General features: G+C 50.0%; 18 protein-coding genes. 11 read left to right on the top strand and 7 right to left on the bottom strand.

The genetic code is table 11. The features are described from left to right. Window positions 1–2 precede the first annotated feature (2 nt). The 4 genes from AC07N2_RS15865 to AC07N2_RS15850 form a co-directional block, all read right to left on the bottom strand. Entirely contained in the window at window positions 3–500 is a 498-nt protein-coding gene (locus AC07N2_RS15865) for an RDD family protein (RefSeq protein ID WP_494779108.1), read from the bottom strand. A gap of 15 nt (window positions 501–515) precedes the next feature. After that, window positions 516–1,169 (bottom strand): DUF3106 domain-containing protein, encoded by a 654-nt coding sequence (locus AC07N2_RS15860; protein ID WP_494779107.1) that lies wholly within the window; start codon window positions 1,167–1,169, stop codon window positions 516–518. Window positions 1,170–1,237: 68 nt separating this feature from the next. Continuing rightward, window positions 1,238–1,645, bottom strand: coding sequence for a DUF3619 family protein (locus AC07N2_RS15855; protein WP_494779106.1), 408 nt, complete (start codon window positions 1,643–1,645; stop codon window positions 1,238–1,240). Then, window positions 1,642–2,211, bottom strand: coding sequence for an RNA polymerase sigma factor (locus tag AC07N2_RS15850; RefSeq protein WP_494779105.1), 570 nt, complete (start codon window positions 2,209–2,211; stop codon window positions 1,642–1,644). Before AC07N2_RS15850 ends, AC07N2_RS15855 begins: the two co-directional genes overlap by 4 nt. A gap of 519 nt (window positions 2,212–2,730) precedes the next feature. Between AC07N2_RS15850 and AC07N2_RS15845 the strand changes: the two genes are divergently transcribed. The 7 genes from AC07N2_RS15845 (at window position 2,731) to AC07N2_RS15815 (ending at window position 10,185) form a co-directional block, all read left to right on the top strand. Next, on the top strand, window positions 2,731–4,488 hold the full coding sequence (locus AC07N2_RS15845) for an acetolactate synthase 3 catalytic subunit (RefSeq protein WP_494779104.1): 1,758 nt from the start codon (window positions 2,731–2,733) through the stop codon (window positions 4,486–4,488). Next, the gene (ilvN, locus tag AC07N2_RS15840) at window positions 4,488–4,979 is read left to right on the top strand and encodes an acetolactate synthase small subunit (protein ID WP_012080002.1); all 492 of its coding nucleotides are present in this window, start codon (window positions 4,488–4,490) and stop codon (window positions 4,977–4,979) included. Before AC07N2_RS15845 ends, ilvN begins: the two co-directional genes overlap by 1 nt. Window positions 4,980–5,018: 39 nt before the next feature. After that, the gene (ilvC, locus tag AC07N2_RS15835) at window positions 5,019–6,035 is read left to right on the top strand and encodes a ketol-acid reductoisomerase (protein ID WP_076590974.1); all 1,017 of its coding nucleotides are present in this window, start codon (window positions 5,019–5,021) and stop codon (window positions 6,033–6,035) included. 202 nt (window positions 6,036–6,237) lie between these two features. Beyond that, complete coding sequence (locus AC07N2_RS15830; RefSeq protein ID WP_494779103.1) at window positions 6,238–6,984, top strand: SIMPL domain-containing protein; 747 nt, start codon at window positions 6,238–6,240, stop codon at window positions 6,982–6,984. Between the two features lie 352 nt (window positions 6,985–7,336). Continuing rightward, on the top strand, window positions 7,337–8,104 hold the full coding sequence (gene pssA, locus AC07N2_RS15825; RefSeq protein WP_494779102.1) for a CDP-diacylglycerol--serine O-phosphatidyltransferase: 768 nt from the start codon (window positions 7,337–7,339) through the stop codon (window positions 8,102–8,104). A gap of 83 nt (window positions 8,105–8,187) precedes the next feature. Beyond that, window positions 8,188–9,738 (top strand): 2-isopropylmalate synthase, encoded by a 1,551-nt coding sequence (locus tag AC07N2_RS15820; protein ID WP_494779101.1) that lies wholly within the window; start codon window positions 8,188–8,190, stop codon window positions 9,736–9,738. A gap of 210 nt (window positions 9,739–9,948) precedes the next feature. Then, on the top strand, window positions 9,949–10,185 hold the full coding sequence (locus tag AC07N2_RS15815) for a hypothetical protein (RefSeq protein WP_494779100.1): 237 nt from the start codon (window positions 9,949–9,951) through the stop codon (window positions 10,183–10,185). A gap of 3 nt (window positions 10,186–10,188) precedes the next feature. On the opposite strand, the gene AC07N2_RS15810 is transcribed toward AC07N2_RS15815, so the two are convergent. Next, a complete protein-coding gene (locus AC07N2_RS15810) occupies window positions 10,189–12,315 on the bottom strand; it encodes a putative bifunctional diguanylate cyclase/phosphodiesterase (RefSeq protein ID WP_494779099.1) in 2,127 nt (708 codons plus the stop codon). A gap of 572 nt (window positions 12,316–12,887) precedes the next feature. Here AC07N2_RS15810 and AC07N2_RS15805 point away from each other — a divergent pair. Next, complete coding sequence (locus AC07N2_RS15805; protein WP_494779098.1) at window positions 12,888–13,340, top strand: PA2169 family four-helix-bundle protein; 453 nt, start codon at window positions 12,888–12,890, stop codon at window positions 13,338–13,340. A gap of 78 nt (window positions 13,341–13,418) precedes the next feature. Further along, window positions 13,419–13,718 carry an ElaB/YgaM/YqjD family protein gene (locus AC07N2_RS15800; RefSeq protein ID WP_494779097.1) on the top strand — a complete coding sequence of 100 codons (300 nt, stop codon included), beginning with the start codon at window positions 13,419–13,421 and terminating at the stop codon, window positions 13,716–13,718. A 106-nt stretch (window positions 13,719–13,824) separates the two neighbouring features. Here AC07N2_RS15800 and AC07N2_RS15795 read toward each other — a convergent pair whose 3' ends face one another. Together AC07N2_RS15795 and AC07N2_RS15790 are read right to left on the bottom strand one after the other, a co-directional pair. Further along, a complete protein-coding gene (locus AC07N2_RS15795) occupies window positions 13,825–16,626 on the bottom strand; it encodes an EAL domain-containing protein (RefSeq protein WP_494779096.1) in 2,802 nt (933 codons plus the stop codon). A gap of 198 nt (window positions 16,627–16,824) precedes the next feature. Beyond that, the gene (locus tag AC07N2_RS15790; RefSeq protein WP_494779095.1) at window positions 16,825–17,631 is read right to left on the bottom strand and encodes a PP2C family protein-serine/threonine phosphatase; all 807 of its coding nucleotides are present in this window, start codon (window positions 17,629–17,631) and stop codon (window positions 16,825–16,827) included. Between the two features lie 255 nt (window positions 17,632–17,886). Between AC07N2_RS15790 and AC07N2_RS15785 the strand changes: the two genes are divergently transcribed. Next, window positions 17,887–18,090, top strand: a complete 204-nt coding sequence (locus tag AC07N2_RS15785; RefSeq protein WP_076593877.1) for a YdcH family protein — start codon at window positions 17,887–17,889, stop codon at window positions 18,088–18,090. A gap of 74 nt (window positions 18,091–18,164) precedes the next feature. Beyond that, a complete protein-coding gene (gene yoaA, locus AC07N2_RS15780; RefSeq protein WP_494779094.1) occupies window positions 18,165–20,174 on the top strand; it encodes a DNA repair helicase YoaA in 2,010 nt (669 codons plus the stop codon). Window positions 20,175–20,271 lie beyond the last annotated feature (97 nt).

Raw genomic sequence — 20,271 nt, 5'->3', positions numbered from 1 at the left:
TCTTATGGAGTCTTGCTGACTTGGATCAGTTTGGTACCTGCGATCCGATCATGTAAAAACTGTCGACTTGGATGGATGTACGCGGCGAGGGACCAGGCGGCGACATTGGCAAGAACAATGGCAACCGCGGTCCACATTTTGGCGTCCAGTGCCCATGCGATTGCCAGCCCTGGCAAGAACCATAGCCAAGCAAGGAAATAACGTGCCACAGCGTGTTTAAAGCCCAATGGATAGCCATCTATCGTAACGAGGCGGATACGCCAGGTTTTCATTGGTAAGGTTTGGCCACTGTGTATCCAGAACCAGACGAAATAAGCACCTACTACAAAAAACAGCCAGTACTGCAAGGCATGCCGCAGATAGAGGGCATTGCGTTGTTGAAAAATCGTTGAGAACAATAAGCCGGCAATCGCCACGACGCCAAATAACAGCACACCTTCGTAAATCATGGTGGTCAAACGGCGTTTGATTGTAGGCGTATCTGAATTATTCAATTGCATTGCATGGAGTCAGAATCAAGGCGCAGGAGAAGGAGTCGGAGCAGGTGCTTGTATGGGCGTTGGTATAGGCAAAGACGGCTGAATCGCTTCTGCGCGCGGTAACGGTTGTTTTGTCGGTATCGGTTTTGATGGTGCTTTTACTTGCGCTTGCGCAGAATTCTTGCCGATAGGCGGGCGTGGTGGATTCACTATGCGTTTTTTAGGTGGCGAAGTTTCTGCCAACTGTTTTTTCTTTTCGTCAGAGAGTTGTTGGTACTCTTCCCATTGCTTGGTTCTTTGCTCGGCGTTGAGTTTTTTTGCCCGGTTATAGTTTTCGCGGGCAAGACGCCGTTGGTCAGGCGTCAGCTTGACCCATTCACGCATGCGTTCTTGCATGCGTTCCTGGTCGCTAGGCGACATGGTGGTGAATCTATTGGCCAGTTCCAGCCATTTTTCTCGGCGGAAGGAATCGAGCTTGTTCCAATCGCCAGCCAGTGGTGCCAGAGCGGTTTTTTGCGCAGGGCTTAACTTGTTCCAATCGGATTTATTGCCGCTGGTTTTGGTTGCCGGGATGGGTTTGGCAGTCGGTTTGGCTGGAGGCACAGCGACAGCCAGTGCCGGTGTGTGCACTGGTGGCGCAGGTGCGTCAGCCGGCATTGCCTGTATTGCACCACTGAATGCAAGAGACAAGACTGCTAGGGATGTAGCGATTTTCCCGAGATGAGGTATATCCAGGGGAAAAGTCCATACCTTCATGCCTATTTATCCCCTTTTGCTAGAAATGCATCAAAACCATGGTCCAGATAGGCGGACAGCGGCAAATCATCAGTTAATACTTCGGCATCGATGGAAGCGGAATCGATGATTTGTTGATGTTGTTCAAATTGATAGATACCTATCAAACCAAACACCAGGGCGGCCAGCGGTACGGCCAAGCCCATGCGGCCTAACCAGGCCCAGAGGTTGTTATGTGAGGACGTGCTGCTATGGCCAGCGAGCGCAGCCTGCGGCACGAATACGGTCGCCTTGGACTCTTGTTTTTTATGTGATAACGCTATCTTGCGCGCAGATGCCAGACGTTCGGCGGTTTTTGCCGATACATTGTTCGAGCTTTCGTCCAGCGCATGGCTCAATTTGTAAGCGAGATTCAGGTCTTTGGTGTTCATAAGTAGATTCCTTTGGCTTTCAGCGCCTGGGCCAGAGCGTGCGTCGCGCGAGAGCAGTGTGTTTTCACACTTCCTTCGGAGCATCCCATGATGGCGGCGGTTTCTGCCACGTTCAGATCCTGCCAATAACGCATCAGGAAGGCTTCTCGTTGACGTGAGGGGAGATTTTGTACTTCATGCTCGATAAATTCGAGTACTTGCTTGCGCTCCAGCTTGCCCAAACCGGTCTCGGCACCGTAGCTGCCTTCTTCCGCCTCTATCATGTCCATCGCATCGAAATTTTCCTGGTCTTCCTGCTTGTTGCCGAAGCTGGAGAACAGGCTGATCCATGAGGAGCGGACCTTTTCGCGGCGGAAATAATCGCGGATGGTGTTTTGCAAGATGCGCTGAAATAGCATGGGCAACTCAGCTGCCGGCTTGTCACCGTATTTTTCAGCGAGTTTGATCATGGCATCCTGGACTATATCCAGCGCCGATTCTTCTTTGCGAACTGCGTACACCGCCTGCTTGAAAGCGCGGCGTTCTACATCTTCAAGAAAATCCGAAAGTTCTTTATCAGTTGCCATTGGATGCAGCGCATTCGAGAGAACGCTGCCGAAGATGTTTCGGGATGAGATGTCTCAACAATTATTCGACGATCACGTTTGTAAACAGCAGGCATGCTAGCAAAAAAGCCTCGTTTGCGGGTACTTTTTGCGCAAAATCCTTGATTCCAAACAGCTTTTCTGGAATTTAGCTTGACCAGAATTGTGCAACGCAGTAACGTATCGTTCCCCTTACCATCTCAAAGGGTACCCATGGTCTTTTAGCATGTTGCGCATGATGCAGCTTTGTTAAGAGACGCGCTTCAAAAATTTGAAAGCTGTTTGCTCTAACCCGCGCCACAAGCGCGAGAAATTCGCATATTGCTGCAGAACCTCTGGCTGAACGAGTCGCGTTAAGCGTCTTTTTGAAACACATTCACAGATGTGTGACGAATTGGCGTGACCGCACAAAAAAGGAATGCCTAAGCACTGTCGCATTGAGCGGTTTTATCAGGAGAGAGCATCCGATCAATTTCCAATGGACCTTGAAAGGACGTTAGCATGACCTCAGACGCAAGTACTACCGCAGTTAACAGTAATAAAATCGGTGAAGAAATCACCGGCGCAGAAATCGTCGTACGTTGCCTGGCCGAAGAAGGTGTTGAACATGTGTTCGGCTATCCTGGTGGCGCAGTGCTGTATATCTACGACGCGATCTTCAGCCACAGCAAATTCCAGCACATCCTGGTACGCCACGAACAGGCTGCCGTGCATGCTGCTGACGCATATTCTCGTAGCTCCAATAAAGTCGGCGTTTGCCTTGTGACCTCAGGTCCAGGTGTAACCAATGCTGTCACTGGTTTGGCTACTGCGTATATGGACTCCATTCCTATGATCATCATTTCCGGTCAAGTGCCTTCGCACGCGATTGGTCTGGATGCGTTCCAGGAATGCGATACGGTCGGGATTACCCGTCCGTGTGTCAAACACAATTTCCTCGTCAAGGATGTCAAAGATCTTGCGGCGACGATGAAGAAGGCTTTCTACATCGCTACCACTGGTCGTCCAGGTCCGGTGTTGATCGACATCCCTAAAGACATCACGATGCACAAGTGCGTTTTCGAATATCCAAAAGAAGTCGAAATGCGCTCGTACAAACCTGTCGACAAAGGCCATTCCGGTCAAATCCGCAAAGCGGTGCAATTGTTGCTGCAAGCCGAACGTCCGATGATTTATACCGGCGGCGGCGTGATTTTGGCCAATGCATCCGAAGAGCTGAATCGTCTGGTCGACAAACTCGGTTACCCATGCACCAACACCTTGATGGGTTTGGGCGCATATAAAGCATCGAGCGACAAGTTTGTCGGTATGCCTGGTATGCACGGCACTTACGAAGCCAATATGGCTATGCAGCACTCCGACGTGATGATCGCGATCGGTGCGCGCTTCGATGACCGTGTGATCGGCAATCCAAAACATTTTTCGTCGAATCCACGCAAAATTATTCATATCGATATCGATCCATCGTCGATTTCGAAACGCGTCAAGGTTGATATTCCTATCGTTGGCAACGTCAAGGAAGTGCTGGTTGAATTGCTGGCACAACTGGATGCTGCCGAAGCCAAGCCGAACAGCGTTGCGCTGTCCGCATGGTGGAAGCAGATCAATGAATGGCGTGCGCGCGATTGCCTGAAGTTTGCCGATTCGACTGAAGTGATCAAGCCGCAATCAGTGATCCAGAAAGTCTGGGACATCACCAAAGGCGATGCCTTCATTACCTCGGACGTCGGTCAGCATCAAATGTGGGCGGCACAATACTATCCATTCGATAAACCACGTCGCTGGATCAATTCCGGTGGCTTGGGCACCATGGGCGTTGGCTTGCCGTACGCCATGGGCGTGCAGATGGCCAATCCGGATGCGACCGTTGCCTGTATCACTGGCGAAGCATCAATCCAGATGTGTATTCAAGAACTGGCGACTTGCAAGCAATATCACCTGACACCGAAAATCATTCTGCTGAACAATCGCTTCCTCGGTATGGTTCGTCAGTGGCAGCAGCTGGAATATGGTTCACGTTACTCCGAGTCGTATATGGATTCCTTGCCAGACTTTAACAAGCTGGTTGAGTCTTACGGTCACGTCGGTATGAAGATCGAAAATCCGGCTGATGTCGATGGCGCATTGAAAGAAGCGTTCGACATGAAAGACCGTTTGGTATTCATGAATTTCATTACGGATCAAACCGAAAACGTCTGGCCTATGGTCAAGGCGGGCAAGGGTTTGACTGATATGCTGTTGGGTTCGGAGGATCTGTGATGCGCCATATCGTTTCTGTTTTACTGGAAAATGAAGCGGGTGCCTTGTCGCGCGTAGTTGGTCTGTTCTCCGCGCGTGGTTACAACATTGAAACGTTGACCGTGGCCCCAACCGAAGATGCAACCTTGTCGCGGATGACGATTGTCACCAGCGGCTCGGACGATGTGATTGAGCAAATCACCAAGCATTTGAACCGTTTGATCGAAGTGGTGAAAGTAGTCGATCTGACCGAAGGTGCGTTTATCGAACGTGAGCTCATGCTCATCAAGATACGTGCAGTCGGCAAGGAACGTGAAGAGATGAAACGTACTGCGGATATCTTCCGCGGTCGCATCATTGACGTCACGGACAAGACTTACACCATCGAGTTGACCGGTAACAAAACCAAGCTCGACGCGTTTATCGATTCGATCGATCGCACGGCGATTCTGGAAACTGTCCGTACGGGCGGCTCCGGTATCGGTCGCGGCGAACGCATACTCAAAGTTTAAGTAGTTCATTCACACCAACAACATCAATTTAGGAACATCATGAAAGTTTTCTACGATAAAGATTGTGATCTGTCGCTGATCAAAGGTAAAAACGTTGCCATCATCGGTTACGGTTCGCAAGGTCACGCACACGCGCAAAACTTGAACGATTCTGGCGTCAAAGTGACAGTCGGTCTGCGTAAAGGTGGCGCTTCATGGGACAAAGTAGCGAAAGCCGGTCTGAACGTTGCTGAAGTCAACGATGCAGTTAAAGCAGCTGACGTCATCATGATCTTGCTGCCTGATGAAAACATCGCGCAGGTTTACAACGAAAACATCGCTCCACACGCAAAACAAGGTGCAGTGTTGGCATTCGCCCACGGCTTCAACGTGCATTACGGTCAAGTCGTGCCACGCGCTGACTTGGACGTGATCATGGTTGCTCCTAAAGCGCCAGGCCACACAGTGCGCGGTACTTACGCACAAGGCGGCGGCGTTCCTCACCTGATCGCTGTGTACCAGGACAAATCCGGCGTCGCACGCGACATCGCTTTGTCGTACTCAATGGCTAACGGCGGTGGCCGTGCCGGCATCATCGAAACCAACTTCCGTGAAGAAACAGAAACCGACTTGTTCGGCGAACAAGCTGTTCTGTGCGGTGGCGCGGTTGAACTGATCAAAGCTGGTTTCGAAACATTGACCGAAGCTGGTTACGCTCCGGAAATGGCTTACTTCGAATGCTTGCACGAACTGAAATTGATCGTCGATCTGATCTATGAAGGCGGCATCGCCAACATGAACTACTCGATCTCGAACAATGCAGAATACGGCGAATACGTCACCGGCCCACGCATCGTGACCGAAGACACCAAAAATGCAATGCGCCAATGCCTGAAAGACATTCAAACCGGCGAATACGCGAAGAGCTTCATCCTTGAAAACAAGGCTGGCGCACCTACGTTGATCTCCCGTCGTCGTTTGAATTCCGAGCATCAAATCGAACAAGTTGGCGCAAAACTGCGCGCTATGATGCCTTGGATCGCAAAAAACAAATTGGTCGACCAAACCAAGAACTAAGGTTTGTAAAGCCTAAGCTGAGCGCGACATGTGCTTGCAAGCACATGTCGCGCTCGAATTAAAAGCCACGCACTAGCGTGGCTTTTTTCGTTTATAGATGTTGTAATAAAGTGTGACGATTGCCATTCAGAAAGAACTTAGCAAATAAGCTTGCTGTCGAACTGCCAGCTTGCCTTTCTTTTACGTTTTTGGGAGATATCCAATGTCACGATTCAAAAATCTTTTCCTCGCTTTAAGCTGTGTTGCCGCGAGCGCGACATCTTTTGCACAAACACCTTTGCAAACCAGCGGCACCTTGGTGGTCGTTCCCGCTTACGGTGAAGTCAAACATCCGAATGACCAAGCGCAACTGACCTTGCTCGTTGAGGAGCAGGACAAGGACAAATCAGCCGCAGCTTCGCGCGTGAATCAAAAAATGAAGCAGGGCATGGACATCGTCAGAAAAGCAGATCCGCAAGCAGTTCTGACGACACGTGGCTATTACACCTATGCCGTTTATCCGGAAGATCAGCCACGTCAAAGCAACAAGGTACGTCAACCTACCAGCTGGCGCGTCGGCCAGTATCTGGAAGTAAAGACCACTAATCTGAGCGCCCTGCCAAAAACGGTCGCCACTGCACAAGGCGTATTGGCATTGAGCGGTCTGCAATTCGGTCTGACCGATGCCACTGCCAAAAAACTGGATGCACAACGTATCGATGCAACGTATAAAAACCTGACTGAGCGTATCGCGTCGATTGCACGTGCAATGGGCCGCAATCCTTCAGATGCGGTGCTGGATACGGTTGATTTCGAAGGTTCCGGCAATTATGCGCAGGAAGCTGCTGCACCAAAAATGATGATGCGTTCAGCGATGGCGGCAGATGCGGCTCCAGTTGAAGAACCTAGCTTTGAACCGGGCGAAACAACCTTGACCATGCGCGTCGTGGGAAAAGTCAAATTCCGTTAAAAGTCTGATGTCGTATTGAGGCGTATTTGCTTCAATACGGCACCGATGGTGTGCCGCAACATAAAATCTGTTCATACGCCGCTTGCTCATGCAGCGGCGTTGTCATTTCCGCCTCTGTTTTAGGCAAGATTTACGACATGTTTGCAAGCACTGCCTGCCGGTTGCATTGCCCGTCTGATACACTACGACTCCTGATCTTCCACCCACACAGCTACCTGAAAACGGGATTCGCATGTCAAGTTTCAATCGTCGAAAAGCGAAAAATAGCAAAGCCCCTTTTACCAAGGTCCGTCCGCTGGGAAGGCTTGCGCGCAGCAACCAAATCCTGCAGCAGGATTTAGGTGATACCACCATGCCGAGACCAACCTTGCGTCGGCGCGGTATCTATCTGTTACCGAATGCATTTACGACCGCCGGATTGTTTTGCGGGTTCTATGCCATCGTGATGGCGATGAGCCAAAAATTTGACTATGCAGCGATCGCGATTTTTGCCGCGATGGTGCTGGATGCAGTGGATGGCCGTGTAGCACGCCTGACGAATACACAGAGCGAATTCGGTGCGCAATACGATAGCCTGGCTGACATGGTTTCCTTCGGCGCTGCACCGGCCTTGGTGGTGTATGTCTGGGCCTTGCAAGACATGGGCAAGTTGGGCTGGTTAGCTGCATTTGTTTATTGCGCTGGCGGCGCCTTGCGACTGGCGCGTTTCAATACCAATATTGCTGTCGTCGATAAACGTTACTTTCAGGGTTTGCCTAGCCCGGCAGCAGCAGCTCTGGTTGCCGGTTTCATCTGGTTGATGCAGGATCTTGGTTTTGCCGGTCCTGATCTGAGCTGGATCGCATGGGGTATCACCTTGTATGCTGGCTTGACGATGGTGACGAATGTTCCCTTCTACAGCTTCAAGGACATCAATTTCCGTAAGTCGGTACCGTTCATAGGTATCTTCCTGATTGTTCTGGCTTTCGTGGCGATATCGAGCGATCCGCCTAAAGTGCTGTTCGGTTTGTTCGTGTTGTATGGCTTGTCAGGCTACTGTGTCTACTTCTGGCGCATGGCTAAAGGCAAGCCGGTGAGCAGCATCGTGCAAACAGAAATTGAGCCGCACGACGATCATTGATTACGTTGTATCTCTTCCGTGTTTTTGCTGCCGCGGAAGATTAGTAAAACGATTTAAACAGAGCAATTCCCAAGGAATAAAACATGTCTGCTAATCCATCAAACAAACTCATCATTTTCGACACGACTTTGCGTGACGGTGAACAATCGCCCGGCGCATCGATGACGAAGGATGAAAAAATCCGTATTGCCAGACAGCTCGAGCGTTTGAAGGTCGATATTATCGAAGCTGGTTTTGCGGCGGCTTCGCAAGGCGATTTCGAATCCATACATGCGATTTCCGGCATCATCAAGGACGCGACGATTTGTTCTCTGTCGCGCGCCAATGACAAGGATATTGCACGTGCGGCGGAAGCGCTGGCACCGGCTGAAAGAAAGCGTATTCATACTTTCCTCGCGACTTCTCCTTTGCACATGGAGAAGAAATTGCGCATGACGCCGGATCAGGTTTTTGAACAAGCCAAGATGGCGGTGCGTTACGCGCGTAACTTTACGGACGATGTTGAATTCAGCCCGGAAGACGGCAGCCGTTCGGATATAGACTTCCTGTGCCGCGTGATTGAAGCGGTCATCAAGGAAGGCGCAACCACGATCAACTTTGCCGATACGGTCGGTTATGGCGTGCCTGGTTTGTACGGCAATATGTTGAAGACCTTGCGTGAACGCATTCCGAACTCGGACAAGGCCGTATGGTCCGTGCACTGCCACAACGATCTCGGCATGGCGGTAGCGAATTCACTGGCTGGTGTGATGATAGGTGGTGCACGTCAGGTCGAATGCACGATCAACGGTTTGGGCGAACGTGCGGGTAACACCGCGCTGGAAGAAATCGTCATGGCCGTACGCACCCGCAAGGATCACTTCAATCTGGAAGTTGGTATCGATACCACGCAGATCGTGCCGACATCCAAACTGGTATCGCAGATCACAGGTTTTGCAGTACAGCCGAATAAATCGGTGGTTGGTGCGAATGCATTTGCACATGCTTCCGGCATTCATCAGGATGGCGTGCTGAAAGCGCGTGATACCTATGAAATCATGCGTGCGGAAGATGTGGGCTGGGCGACCAACAAGATAGTGTTGGGCAAATTGTCCGGTCGTAATGCATTCAAGCAACGTCTGGACGAGCTGGGTATCACCTTGGATTCCGGTGCAGACATGGATGCCGCTTTTGTGCGCTTCAAGGAATTGGCTGATCGCAAATCAGATATTTTCGATGAAGACATCATGGCCTTGGTGTCCGATGAACAGCATTCGCATGAAAAGGAATACTACAGCTTCGTATCCTTGTCGCAGCAATCAGCAACCGGCGTTAAGCCTGCGGCGAATGTCGTCTTTACAGTAGATGGTAAAGAAGAGAGCTGCAAAGGCGAGGGCAATGGTCCTGTCGATGCTATCGTGAACGCGATTGAATCCAAAGTCGCCAGCGGTGCTGAATTGCTCTTGTTTTCAGTCAATGCCATTACTACGGGCACCGAGTCACAAGGTGAAGTAACGATGCGTTTGTCTAAAGCTGGACGTATCGTGAATGGCGTTGGTGCGGATCTGGATATCGTGGTTGCATCGGCTAAAGCCTATATTTCTGCATTGAATAAACTGCACTCGAAAATCGAGAAATTGAATCCTCAGTTGTAATTGCTGCGATTCGTTTCAAGTTAAAAAGGCCTTGCTGAGAAGCAAGGCCTTTTTGTTTGTGTGCTCGTTAACCAGTATTGGTGCAGGAGAATAAGTTGGTTGATTAAGTGAGAAAGCGTACAGACTGCAAGCTAAAGGCACCCATATAGTCAGCCCTTCTTATCGCAATAAGCGTAATCAATCCGGGCTGGATTTGTAAATGGAGGCTATATGAGTCATGCAAATAATTCGCATATCTTCCATCTTCTCCTGGCGGCCGTTATGCTCGTTCTATTTACCACAATGGCAGCGGTAGCCATTGTGGCCTGGATTCCTGTTCTGCCTGAAGCGATTGCCGCCGATATCGGGCGGAGCCAGGATTTATCGCAATACATGTTCTTGCATGAGTCATGGCATTACAGTGCGCGATTGCCAGATCAGCTCGCTCTTGCCTACTGCGTAAAATGAGAATCAGATAGCTTGCATGCCATGGATATTGGGATTTGGTATTGAGCCAGGATTTGCTTGCAGAACTTCGGCTGCATGGATGGCGGCCATGAACTGTTCTGAGCCTACAGGACGTCCCATGAAATAGCCTTGCAGGGTGTCACATCCCAGTGTGGTCAGATATTCCTGCTGCTTCCCAGTCTCTACACCTTCCGCAACGATGCGCAGATTGAGTGATCGGCCTAATGCAACGATGGCAGAAACGATGGAGGCATCATCTGTTCCATGTGCGAGATCACTGATGAAACCGCGATCAATCTTCAACTCGGTTGCCGGCAAACGCTTCAGGTACAGCAGGCTGGAATAACCAGTGCCGAAATCGTCGATGGAAATTTCGACACCCAAGCTAACCAGCTTCTCCAGAATCGTCAGACTGGCTTCTACATTGTGCATGGCTGTTGATTCTGTTACTTCCAGCATCAGGCAAGTGGCGGGCAAGTTGTTGCGCTTCAAGGTCGTCTGTACGAGCTCAATCAAATTGTCGTTGCTGAACTGCACGGACGATAAATTAACTGCGATCTTCCAGTGCTTATAGCCTTGGTCATACCATGTGCGCATTTGGCGACAAGCTTCATCCAGCACCCATTCGCCGATCGGCACAATCAATCCGGTTTTTTCAGCCAGACTGATAAAGTCGCCGGGCGCAATCATGCCGCGCACCGGATGCTGCCAACGCAGCAGTGCTTCTGCACCAATGACCAGACCGTCAGACGTATTGAACTTGGGTTGGTAGTGCAGACAGAATTCCTTGTGCTCCAATGCTGCGCGCAAATCCTGTATCAATTGCAGTTGATTATGCGCATTGGTATTCATCGACGTTTCAAAAAAATGATAGCCGTTTCGTCCCGTGCTTTTAGTGTGGTACATGGCCGCATCTGCGTGTATGAGCAGATCGTGGCGCGTCTTGCCATCTTCCGGATAAACCGCAATGCCGATGCTGGCTGATATGCCCAGATTGTATTGAGAGATCTGGAAAGGCTGGTTGAGCATGCCGCACAATTTGTCTGCGACTGAAGCAGCATCTTCTGGCTCGCTCACTTCAATCAGCATGACGAACTCATCGCCACCTAAACGAGCAGCCGTATCTTGCGCTCTGATGCTATTGCGTATGCGTTGTGCGACGTCAACCAGTAACAGATCGCCTATGTGATGCCCAAGCGAATCATTGATAGCCTTGAATCCATCGAGATCGATAAACATCACGGCAAAGCGACCTTGCTCGCGCACGGCTTTGTGCAACATTTGATCCAGTCGGTCTTCCAGCAGAGTGCGGTTCGGTAATTTGGTCAGATTGTCTTGCAATGCCTGCTTGGTCAATTCCTGATTGGCCAGAGCCAGTGACTTGACCAATTTTCCTGTTTGCGATTCCAGTCGAGCATCGAGGACAGAGGTCAGCAAAGCAATCGCCAGTACCGCCAGCGTCACGACTATCACGACTATTGCCAGCCAGCCAGGGCCGACGCCTTCTCTAGCTGCGCTACAAATGCTGCCGATAGGGAAGTTTGCTGCAGCCATGCCGGTGTAGTGCATGCCGATGATGGCAATACCCATGACAATTGCAGCCATTGCACGTGAACGTTTGACGTGCGGTGTATTTCGGCGCAGCAGGAATGCAATCCACAAGGCAGCACCAGAAGCAGTAATGGCGATGACGACTGACAAAGTAAAAAGCAGCGGGTCGTATTCGATGCCAGGTTCCATCTGCATCGCAGCCATGCCGGTGTAGTGCATGGATGCAATGGCAATACCCATCAATATGGCGCTGCCCGCCAATTGCGTTATTGGGAGTTGGGGTTGGCTGATGCGCCATAAGGCAAATCCAGAAGCAACGATGGCAATCAGCAGCGACAGAAAGGTGATGCCGAGATCGTATCCAAGCGGGATGGGAAGATTGAACGACAGCATGCCGATGAAATGCATGGACCAAATGCCTATGCCCATCGCAGTCGCACCGCCGGCGAGCCACCAGGTGGCACTTTTTTCGGACGTAGAATTGATTCTTCCTGCCATATCCAGTGCGGTATATGAGGCGAGGATGGCGACCAGTATCGAAATCGAGACTAGTAATGAATCGTAATGTGCGGTCAGCATAAAAAGGCTTTATTTATTTAATCAGGCAGACTGTTTTGATGCGATATTTGCAAGGTTTCTTAATGTGTCATTCAGCATGACTCTTTGCTGAGGAGCTCAACAGTCACCGCACTATGTTCATTTGGCTAATGAATCTTGAATTGGTATTTCGATCATTCTTGTCGTCTTGAAGGCAAGAATATTGGTGCTGGCAATGCTTCTTAATCAATTGCCCAGACTACACAATGCTTGGCAGCATTGTACCTTGCCGAACAGAAACCTGAATTTTCAGGTGTCAAAACTTCATTGTCCTGAATGAAATTGATATGAAGCTGAGAATAACTGACATGGCTTGAATACATCGGCGTTAATGTGCGTTGCCGAACAGAGTCATGCGCGGCTTTCCTTCATATTCTCAAATTCGCACCTGCCTCATACCGAATATTTCGGTGTTCCCGATGAAGAAAATATTTCTACAACTGGATGGATTGGTGACGTCAATTTGCTGTCGAAATAAGGCTGGACAGAACCTTCTACGGCTCTTGTGAAGAAAACATGAGGGTTGGGCGTGATGTTTTCTGAAAGGAATGATGATGAAAGATGATGTAATTTCAACTCTCAACGATCTAATCGAGACATGTAAAGACGGTGAAGAGGGCTTTAAAACCTGCGCGGAAGATATTGGTGACAGTCAATTGAAGCAGTCATTTCTAACGCTTGCAGCTGGTTGTAGTGCCGCTGGCCAGGAACTGAAGACATTGGTGACTGCGCGCGGTGGCAATCTTGAAACAAAAAGCAATCTAGGCGGTACTTTGCATCGCCGCTGGATAGATATCAAATCATCGTTGATGGGTAAAGACGATGAAACCATTATGAATGAATGCGAACGTGGCGAAGATGTGGCTCTCAAGAGTTATCGCCGCGCGCTGGAGAAGGATTTGCCGCTTGATGTACGCACTGTGGTCGAGCGTCAGTATCAAGGTGTTATTCAAAATCATGAAGTGATGAAAAATTTGCGTGATCGCATACACGTAACAGTGACGTAATCGTCTTGTGTAGGTGAGGCGAGGTGTTATCGCAGGGAATACTCAGATCGAATTCAATTCAATTTTTAGGAGCCGAACATGGAGTCGAAAGTAGATAGTGTTAATCATGACTTGAAAACCTTGTCCAAGGACGCAAAGGAATTGGCACATGAGGCTAAGGAACTAGCGCTTCATAAATCGGGTGAGATGAGTAAGAAATACGTCGAATTTCTTGACTCTGCATTGACCAAGGCAAAAGAGATGCCTTCCGTTGCAGCGAAAAAGACCAAGGAAGTCGCTGTCACGACTGACGATTTTGTAAATCAAAATCCATGGCGTGCTGTGACCATATCGGCTGGTCTTGGTCTAGTCTTGGGTTTTTTGTTTTCCAGAAAATAAATGGACGCGTGAATCGTCCGAATCTGGTTCGATGTAACGATCATCCTGTACAGAAGCATGCGATTACGCTGCCTTCGTACAGGATTTTTTATGGGCGCTGGTTTTTCTAGTCGGCTGCAGGTGGGTAAAACGATTTCTTGGTATTGACTGTACTGCTTTGCACGTAGCCTATGCCTACGCTTTTCAGCTTGTTCAGAGTCGCTTCATCATCAACGTTGGGTGCGATGGTTTTGATACCCATCACATTACTAATGTGTTGTATCGCTTCTATCTTGGCAAAATCGACCGGGTCACTTTCCATACCTTTGATGTAGCTGCCATCAATCTTCAGGAAGTCCACATCGAGATGTTTGAGATAGGCGAATGAGGACATGCCGCTACCGAAATCATCCAATGCAAAGCGGCAACCAAGCGGTTTCAATGTATCGATAAAACTCAACGCACGGGTTAGATTGGTGATGGCCGTTGTTTCTGCCATCGCAAAACAAATCGAGTCATAAGGCAGAGCGAAATGTATGAATTGTTCGCGTACAAAGTCGACGAAGCTCTCATCGTCGAGTGAGGTGCCGGATATTTTGATCAGAAGAACATGCAGGCTAGTGCCGTCTGATTTCAATACTGCAGCCGCTTGTCGTGCAAACACGGTGCGTATCACCCAGCGATCGATGGTCGGCATGAAGTGATAGCGTTCCGCCGCTGGAATGAAAGCCGAAGTTGGAATCAACTTGCCGGAATCGTCAGCCATATAGAGACGCAATTCGTCAAAGAAGAAATCTTTCTTGCCAGGACGGATGTTGACGATCTCGTGTGAGAACAGGCGGAAGCTGTCGTTTTCAAATGCTTTTTGAATACGCTCATTCCATTTTATTTCGCCTTGCTTGACTGCTGGCTGATGATCTTCTGCGCGGTAGATATGGACGCGATTACGGCCGGTATCTTTTGCGACATAACATGCCGTATCAGCAGCACTGAGCAAGTCAGGCAAGGATAGTGCATTGCTGTTGAAATTGACCAAGCCGATGCTGACGCCAATAGGGAAGATTTTGTCTTGCCAGACAAAATGGAAATCACAAATTGTTTGACGCAATTTTTCGGCAATACGGACTGCTGATTCGGGCGTGCAATTCTCAAGGAAGGCGCCGAACTCATCGCCACCCAGACGCGCTAGCGTATCGCTGTCACGTACTAGTGGTTGCAACAATGCGGTGATTTGTCGCAGCAATTCATCGCCGGAACTATGGCCGCAGGTATCGTTGACGATCTTGAATTGATCCAGATCCATATACAGCAGCGCATGTTGTTTGGTTTGACGCCCCAGAGTATCAATCGCTACTTCCAAACGCCGTTCGAATTCACGGCGATTAAACAGGCCGGTCAAAGGATCGTGTGCAGCTTGGTGCGATAGCTGGATAGCAAGCTTGCGCGAATCGCTGACATCGTGGAAAACCAGGACGACGCCTATGATTTCGCCTTCGCGATTGCGTATCGGTGCGGCAGAATCTTCAACTGCATATTCAATACCGTTGCGGCTGAGTAGAACAGTGTCTTTAATCAATTCCACATTGCTTTGCTGTTCGAATACCAGTTCCACTGGATTCGGCACTGGTTCGCGCGTGTGGCCGTTGATGATCTTGAAGACGCGTGTGGATGGCAAGCCTTCTGCCTCAGCTTTGGTCCAGCCGGTCAGTGATTCGGCGACCGGATTCATGTATTCGATATTGCCTAAATTGTCGGTGGTGATAACCGCATCGGCAATCGATTCCAATGTGACTTGCGCACGTTCTTTCTCTGCAAACAGAATGGCTTTTGATTGCTCACGTTCTGTTTCATGCTGTTGCAGCGATATCACCATGCTGTCGAATGCTTGCGCTAATTGGCTGATCTCTTCCTTGCCGTATTTGATGCCGGTGCGTGCCTGCAGATTGCCTGCTGCGATCTGATCTGCGGTGCGGACTAGAGCTTTAACTCGACGCAAGATGATGACGTCACCGACAAACCAGGCAGCCAATAGTGCGAGTAGTGCAATGATGGCCAACGTAATCAGTTCCATCATCTGCAAATGGTTCGCAGGTGCGACGATATCGTCGATAGGTATACCTATGCTGACCTTGAAGTTGGAAATATTGTTGGTGCCAACGGGAGCGAAGGCATGTAGTCGCGTAATGCCGTCAGAGTCGGTGAGGGCAGAGGTGCCGAAACCAACTTTGATCATCACGTCGAATAACGTTTGTGGTGTGCGCGTTCCTATCCATTGTTCGGGATTAGGCCGTCTTGCGATGATGGTGCCATTGCTGTCGGCAGTGACCAACACGGCGCCGGCTGGCAATTCGATATCGCTGACAAATCGATCCAGCACACTCAAATCGAGGGCGGCAAAGATGACGGATTGCACTTCGCCAGCGTTATTAAAAATTGGATAAGTCAGATTGATGGTGTGCTTGCGAGCCGTACGACCGAGGACGTAATCACCGGCGGAGAATGTGCGATTACGAACTGCGCGTTGGAAATGCGGACGATCGCCCAGATTGATTTTTTCGGTGAGTGGCAGGGCGCTGCAGCTAACGTCGCCATTCAATTGAATCAGGCCGAAATTGACGTAGCCCTCATTCTTTTTAAGGATGGTTTCGAGAAACTGGCTGCAAGCCTTGGAGCTGCCACGCAGCTCAGGCACGACGGACAGCACGGTGAGTAATTGTCGGGCACCTTCAATTGAGCGAGCTTCGCTGGTAGCTGCTAATTGTGTCAATTGCTGGAGGTTGTCTTCTGCCATGCGAACGGCTTGCTGGCGTTCCTTCCATGCGCCATATACGGTCAAGATGACGGGCGGCACAATGGCGAGCAATACCAAGACCAGCAAGCGCACACGCAAGCTGTCGAAGTTGAACTGGGAAGGAAATATTTTTTTCAATGCATGATCTTTTCAAATGGCGACGAAATGCGAGTGGCGCTGAAAAAATACTGGCTGATGATGTTTTTCAGCTGCCGCTTGATGCGTGGCGATGCAAGGTCTGCTGATTGTGTTTCCCAATTAATCAGACCGTAACGGCTAGTAGTAGCTTCCGTCAAGCGGGTCATGCATATTTTGAATCCGTCGGGTTTCAATTTCTCAGACTGCGCTTCGCATCTTCTTGATCGTATAGTCTTTGACTTCCTTGGTCGGCTTGACGAGTTTGACGATGGCCAGCGTGCAATTGTCTGCCTTGCTGCCGGCTGCACGTTTACGTGCGTTGGCGATCAACATTTCAGATGCCTTGCGAGGGGTGTTCATCGCAATGGCAGCACCTAATTCCGCATCGCTGAAGTATTGCCACAGTCCGTCGGTACAGAGGAGGAAGGAATCACCAACTTTCAAGCCGTCACGTCTGTTCATACTGAGCTTGAATTCATTCGTGCTGCTGCCCAAAACGTTGACTAAGAGATTGGCCAGCAAAGGATCTTTCGCCTTTTCTTCGTCCAGCTTGTTTTCAGTCTTTAATTGTTCGCGGTATGTATGGTCTATGGTGCGCTTGCCGCAGTTTGGTCCATCGAAGTAATAGAGGCGAGAATCGCCCGCATGGGCCCAGATTGCACTGTTTTGTGGCGTGATGATGAGCAGGACGACTGTACTATGCGGCTTCTTGTCGGACGACATCGCTGACAGCTTGATGACGGTATCGGCTTCTTGCGCGATAGTCTGCAGTATGCCTTCTACGGTATCGGTGAGCGGGGAAAAACGCTCGAAAATCTGTTGCGCGCTACGCACAACTTGCTCTGCCGCTAACGCACCACCGGATAAACCGCCCATGCCGTCGGCAATGACGGCTAACATATAGCCAGGTGCTTTGGGTGCGCCGAACAATGCGGTTCTATCTTGTTGTTCTTCGCGGTCACCGATATGCTGACCTGTTCCTGCTTGTATCTCGTATTGGCGCATGCGTCTTAGTGGATTAAACTTGCGGGTAGGAATCGTTGCGTTTGATTATTGCATGCACAGTCCGCAGGAAGTTAAATGAGAACCTTTAAAATTGTAAGAATTTTTTACAATTGGGTTTCGGCAGAATAAGTGGCATTAACTCAATAAATTCGATGGTGTCTTTGTGCTGAAGGGCGATCAGCATTTTTTGTGAATACTTTGCTTTATCTCGCTATGTAATTGGCTTACTCCATCGATAAAGATGACAATATGACTATGAACTCTCAGCACGATATTCTTTACCAACGTATTGTCGAACTGGAAGTCGAGCATCGGGATCTGGATGCCGTGATCGAAACCTTGATTCATGATGGACGTCATGAGGAGTTACAATTGCGCCGTTTGAAAAAACGGAAATTGCAGCTGAAGGACAATATCACCTTGCTTAAAATGCAATTAATTCCGGATATCCCTGCATAAACGCATTCCCTCACTATGCAGACCTTGTTCTGCATAGATTTCTCTACCCTAACGCCTACTCCAAGATAGTTATTTTGATCGACGAACCTTCTGCATTGCCTGTACCCGCCACACACGATGCCGAGATCGATCAGCTGTTTGGTGTTAATAGCCCCTTAGGTCATGCGGTGGGTGGTTTTCGTCCGCGGCAATCGCAGACCGAGATGGCGAAGGCGATTGCCAATGCCATCGTTAATCAAAATACCCTGATCGCAGAAGCCGGCACCGGCACCGGCAAAACCTTTGCCTATCTGGTGCCAGCGTTGCTATGGGGCGGCAAGGTGATTGTTTCGACCGGTACCAAAAACTTGCAGGATCAGCTTTACTTGCGCGATATCCCTAGTGTACGTAAAGCCTTGAACGCACCGGTTTCTGTCGCCTTGCTGAAAGGGCGCGCGAATTACGTTTGCCACTTTCATCTTGAGCGTACGCTGCAAAATGGTCGTCTAACGTCGCGTGATGATGTAGGTTATTTGCGTGAAATTTCACGCTTCATGAAAACCACAAGTTCAGGCGACAAGGCTGAACTATCGAAAGTCCCGGAAACTGCTTTGGTGTGGAATCTGGTTACCTCGACCCGCGATACCTGTATGGGCGCAGAGTGTCAGTATTACCAAGATTGCTTTGTGATGAAGGCGCGTAAGGAAGCGCAGCAGGCCGATGTCGTCGTCGTCAATCATCATCTGTTCTTTGCCGACGTGGCATTGAAGGATACCGGCGTAGCCGAGTTGCTGCCTTCTGCCAATACGATTATTTTCGATGAGGCGCATCAGCTGCCGGAGACCGCAACGCTGTTTTTTGGCGAGACGATTTCGACCTCGCAAGTGCTGGAACTGTGCCGTGATGTGCTGGCAGAAGGTTTGTCGCATGCGCGCGATGGTGCGGACTGGGCTGGCACGGTGACGCCGGTGGAACGCGCAGCGCGTGATTTACGCCTGACTTTCCCGCAAGATATCGTACGTCTGTCGGTAAGTCAGATCGCACCTTCCAGCGCGTTCTTCCCAGCATTGGAAACCTTGAAGGAAGAGTTAGACAGCATGATTTCGGTTTTGCAAAAGCAAGCCGAGCGTGCCGAGACTATCGAACAATGCCGTGTACGTGCCATTGAGCTGGCGACGCGGCTGGATGCATGGAATAAACCGACAACCGCGGAAGTGATCATTGGACAGGAGAGTGTGCTGTGGGTTGAAGCTTTCTCTTCTTCTCTGCAATTACATCAAACACCACTCTCGATTGCGCCGATCTTCAACAAGCAGCGCGAAGGCGTACCGCGTACCTGGATTTTCACTTCAGCCACATTGGCGGTGAAAAACGACTTCAATCATTACAGTGCACAAATGGGTTTGTGGAACGAACCTGCTCATTCGTGGCCGAGTCCGTTTGAATATGGCGAACAAGGTTTGCTGTATGTGCCGACCAGCTTGCCGCAACCGAACTCACCCGACTACACCGATGCCGTGATCGATGCCGCCTTGCCCGTGATTGAAGCTGCTGGCGGTGGTGCGTTCTTGTTGTGTACAACGATACGTGCGGTGAATCGTGCCGCTGAGCGTTTGCGTGAAGAATTCGAACGTCGCAAATTGCCGTTTCCGCTCATGGTGCAAGGCGAAGCCGGGCGTACTGAATTGCTGGATCGCTTCCGTGCCGCCGGTAATGCCGTACTGATTGGTAGCCAGAGCTTCTGGGAAGGTGTCGACGTACGTGGCGATGCGCTTTCTGTCGTGATTATCGACAAATTGCCATTTTCACCACCGGACGATCCGGTGTTAGCCGCGCGTATCGAGGCGCTGGAACGCAAGGGCATGAACGGTTTTATGCATCATCAATTACCGGCGGCAATCATCAATCTGAAGCAGGGTGCAGGACGCCTGATTCGAGATGAAAGAGATAAGGGCGTGTTGATGATTTGTGATCCACGCCTGATTTCCAAGCCTTATGGCAAACGGATTTGGCAAAGTCTGCCGCCATTCAAGAGAACGCGCGAACTCAATGTGGTGCAAGAGTTTTTTGCGTCGATTGACGCCGAGGCTAGCGCAGAAAAATAGAAATTCCGCAGCGTCTTACCTCTCAAAAGATGAGAAGTCGAGCATGTTGCTGGGACAGATATTTATCTTGCGTAGCATGCAAGCTTATTCAGCAGGC

Source organism: Herminiimonas sp. GW821-FHT09C12, from assembly GCF_059416385.1.
Note: the sequence above shows the minus strand (reverse complement) of the source record. Positions and strands in the feature narration are given on the sequence as shown.

What these genes read in the sequence shown, in the direction of transcription:
- AC07N2_RS15865 (WP_494779108.1), bottom strand. Translation starts at nt 500, where the DNA reads ATGCAATTGAATAATTCAGATACGCCTACAATCAAACGCCGTTTGACC.
- AC07N2_RS15855 (WP_494779106.1), bottom strand. Translation starts at nt 1,645, where the DNA reads ATGAACACCAAAGACCTGAATCTCGCTTACAAATTGAGCCATGCGCTG.
- AC07N2_RS15850 (WP_494779105.1), bottom strand. Translation starts at nt 2,211, where the DNA reads ATGGCAACTGATAAAGAACTTTCGGATTTTCTTGAAGATGTAGAACGC.
- AC07N2_RS15845 (WP_494779104.1), top strand. Translation starts at nt 2,731, where the DNA reads ATGACCTCAGACGCAAGTACTACCGCAGTTAACAGTAATAAAATCGGT.
- ilvN (WP_012080002.1), top strand. Translation starts at nt 4,488, where the DNA reads ATGCGCCATATCGTTTCTGTTTTACTGGAAAATGAAGCGGGTGCCTTG.
- ilvC (WP_076590974.1), top strand. Translation starts at nt 5,019, where the DNA reads ATGAAAGTTTTCTACGATAAAGATTGTGATCTGTCGCTGATCAAAGGT.
- AC07N2_RS15830 (WP_494779103.1), top strand. Translation starts at nt 6,238, where the DNA reads ATGTCACGATTCAAAAATCTTTTCCTCGCTTTAAGCTGTGTTGCCGCG.
- pssA (WP_494779102.1), top strand. Translation starts at nt 7,337, where the DNA reads ATGCCGAGACCAACCTTGCGTCGGCGCGGTATCTATCTGTTACCGAAT.
- AC07N2_RS15820 (WP_494779101.1), top strand. Translation starts at nt 8,188, where the DNA reads ATGTCTGCTAATCCATCAAACAAACTCATCATTTTCGACACGACTTTG.
- AC07N2_RS15815 (WP_494779100.1), top strand. Translation starts at nt 9,949, where the DNA reads ATGAGTCATGCAAATAATTCGCATATCTTCCATCTTCTCCTGGCGGCC.
- AC07N2_RS15810 (WP_494779099.1), bottom strand. Translation starts at nt 12,315, where the DNA reads ATGCTGACCGCACATTACGATTCATTACTAGTCTCGATTTCGATACTG.
- AC07N2_RS15805 (WP_494779098.1), top strand. Translation starts at nt 12,888, where the DNA reads ATGAAAGATGATGTAATTTCAACTCTCAACGATCTAATCGAGACATGT.
- AC07N2_RS15800 (WP_494779097.1), top strand. Translation starts at nt 13,419, where the DNA reads ATGGAGTCGAAAGTAGATAGTGTTAATCATGACTTGAAAACCTTGTCC.
- AC07N2_RS15790 (WP_494779095.1), bottom strand. Translation starts at nt 17,631, where the DNA reads ATGCGCCAATACGAGATACAAGCAGGAACAGGTCAGCATATCGGTGAC.
- AC07N2_RS15785 (WP_076593877.1), top strand. Translation starts at nt 17,887, where the DNA reads ATGAACTCTCAGCACGATATTCTTTACCAACGTATTGTCGAACTGGAA.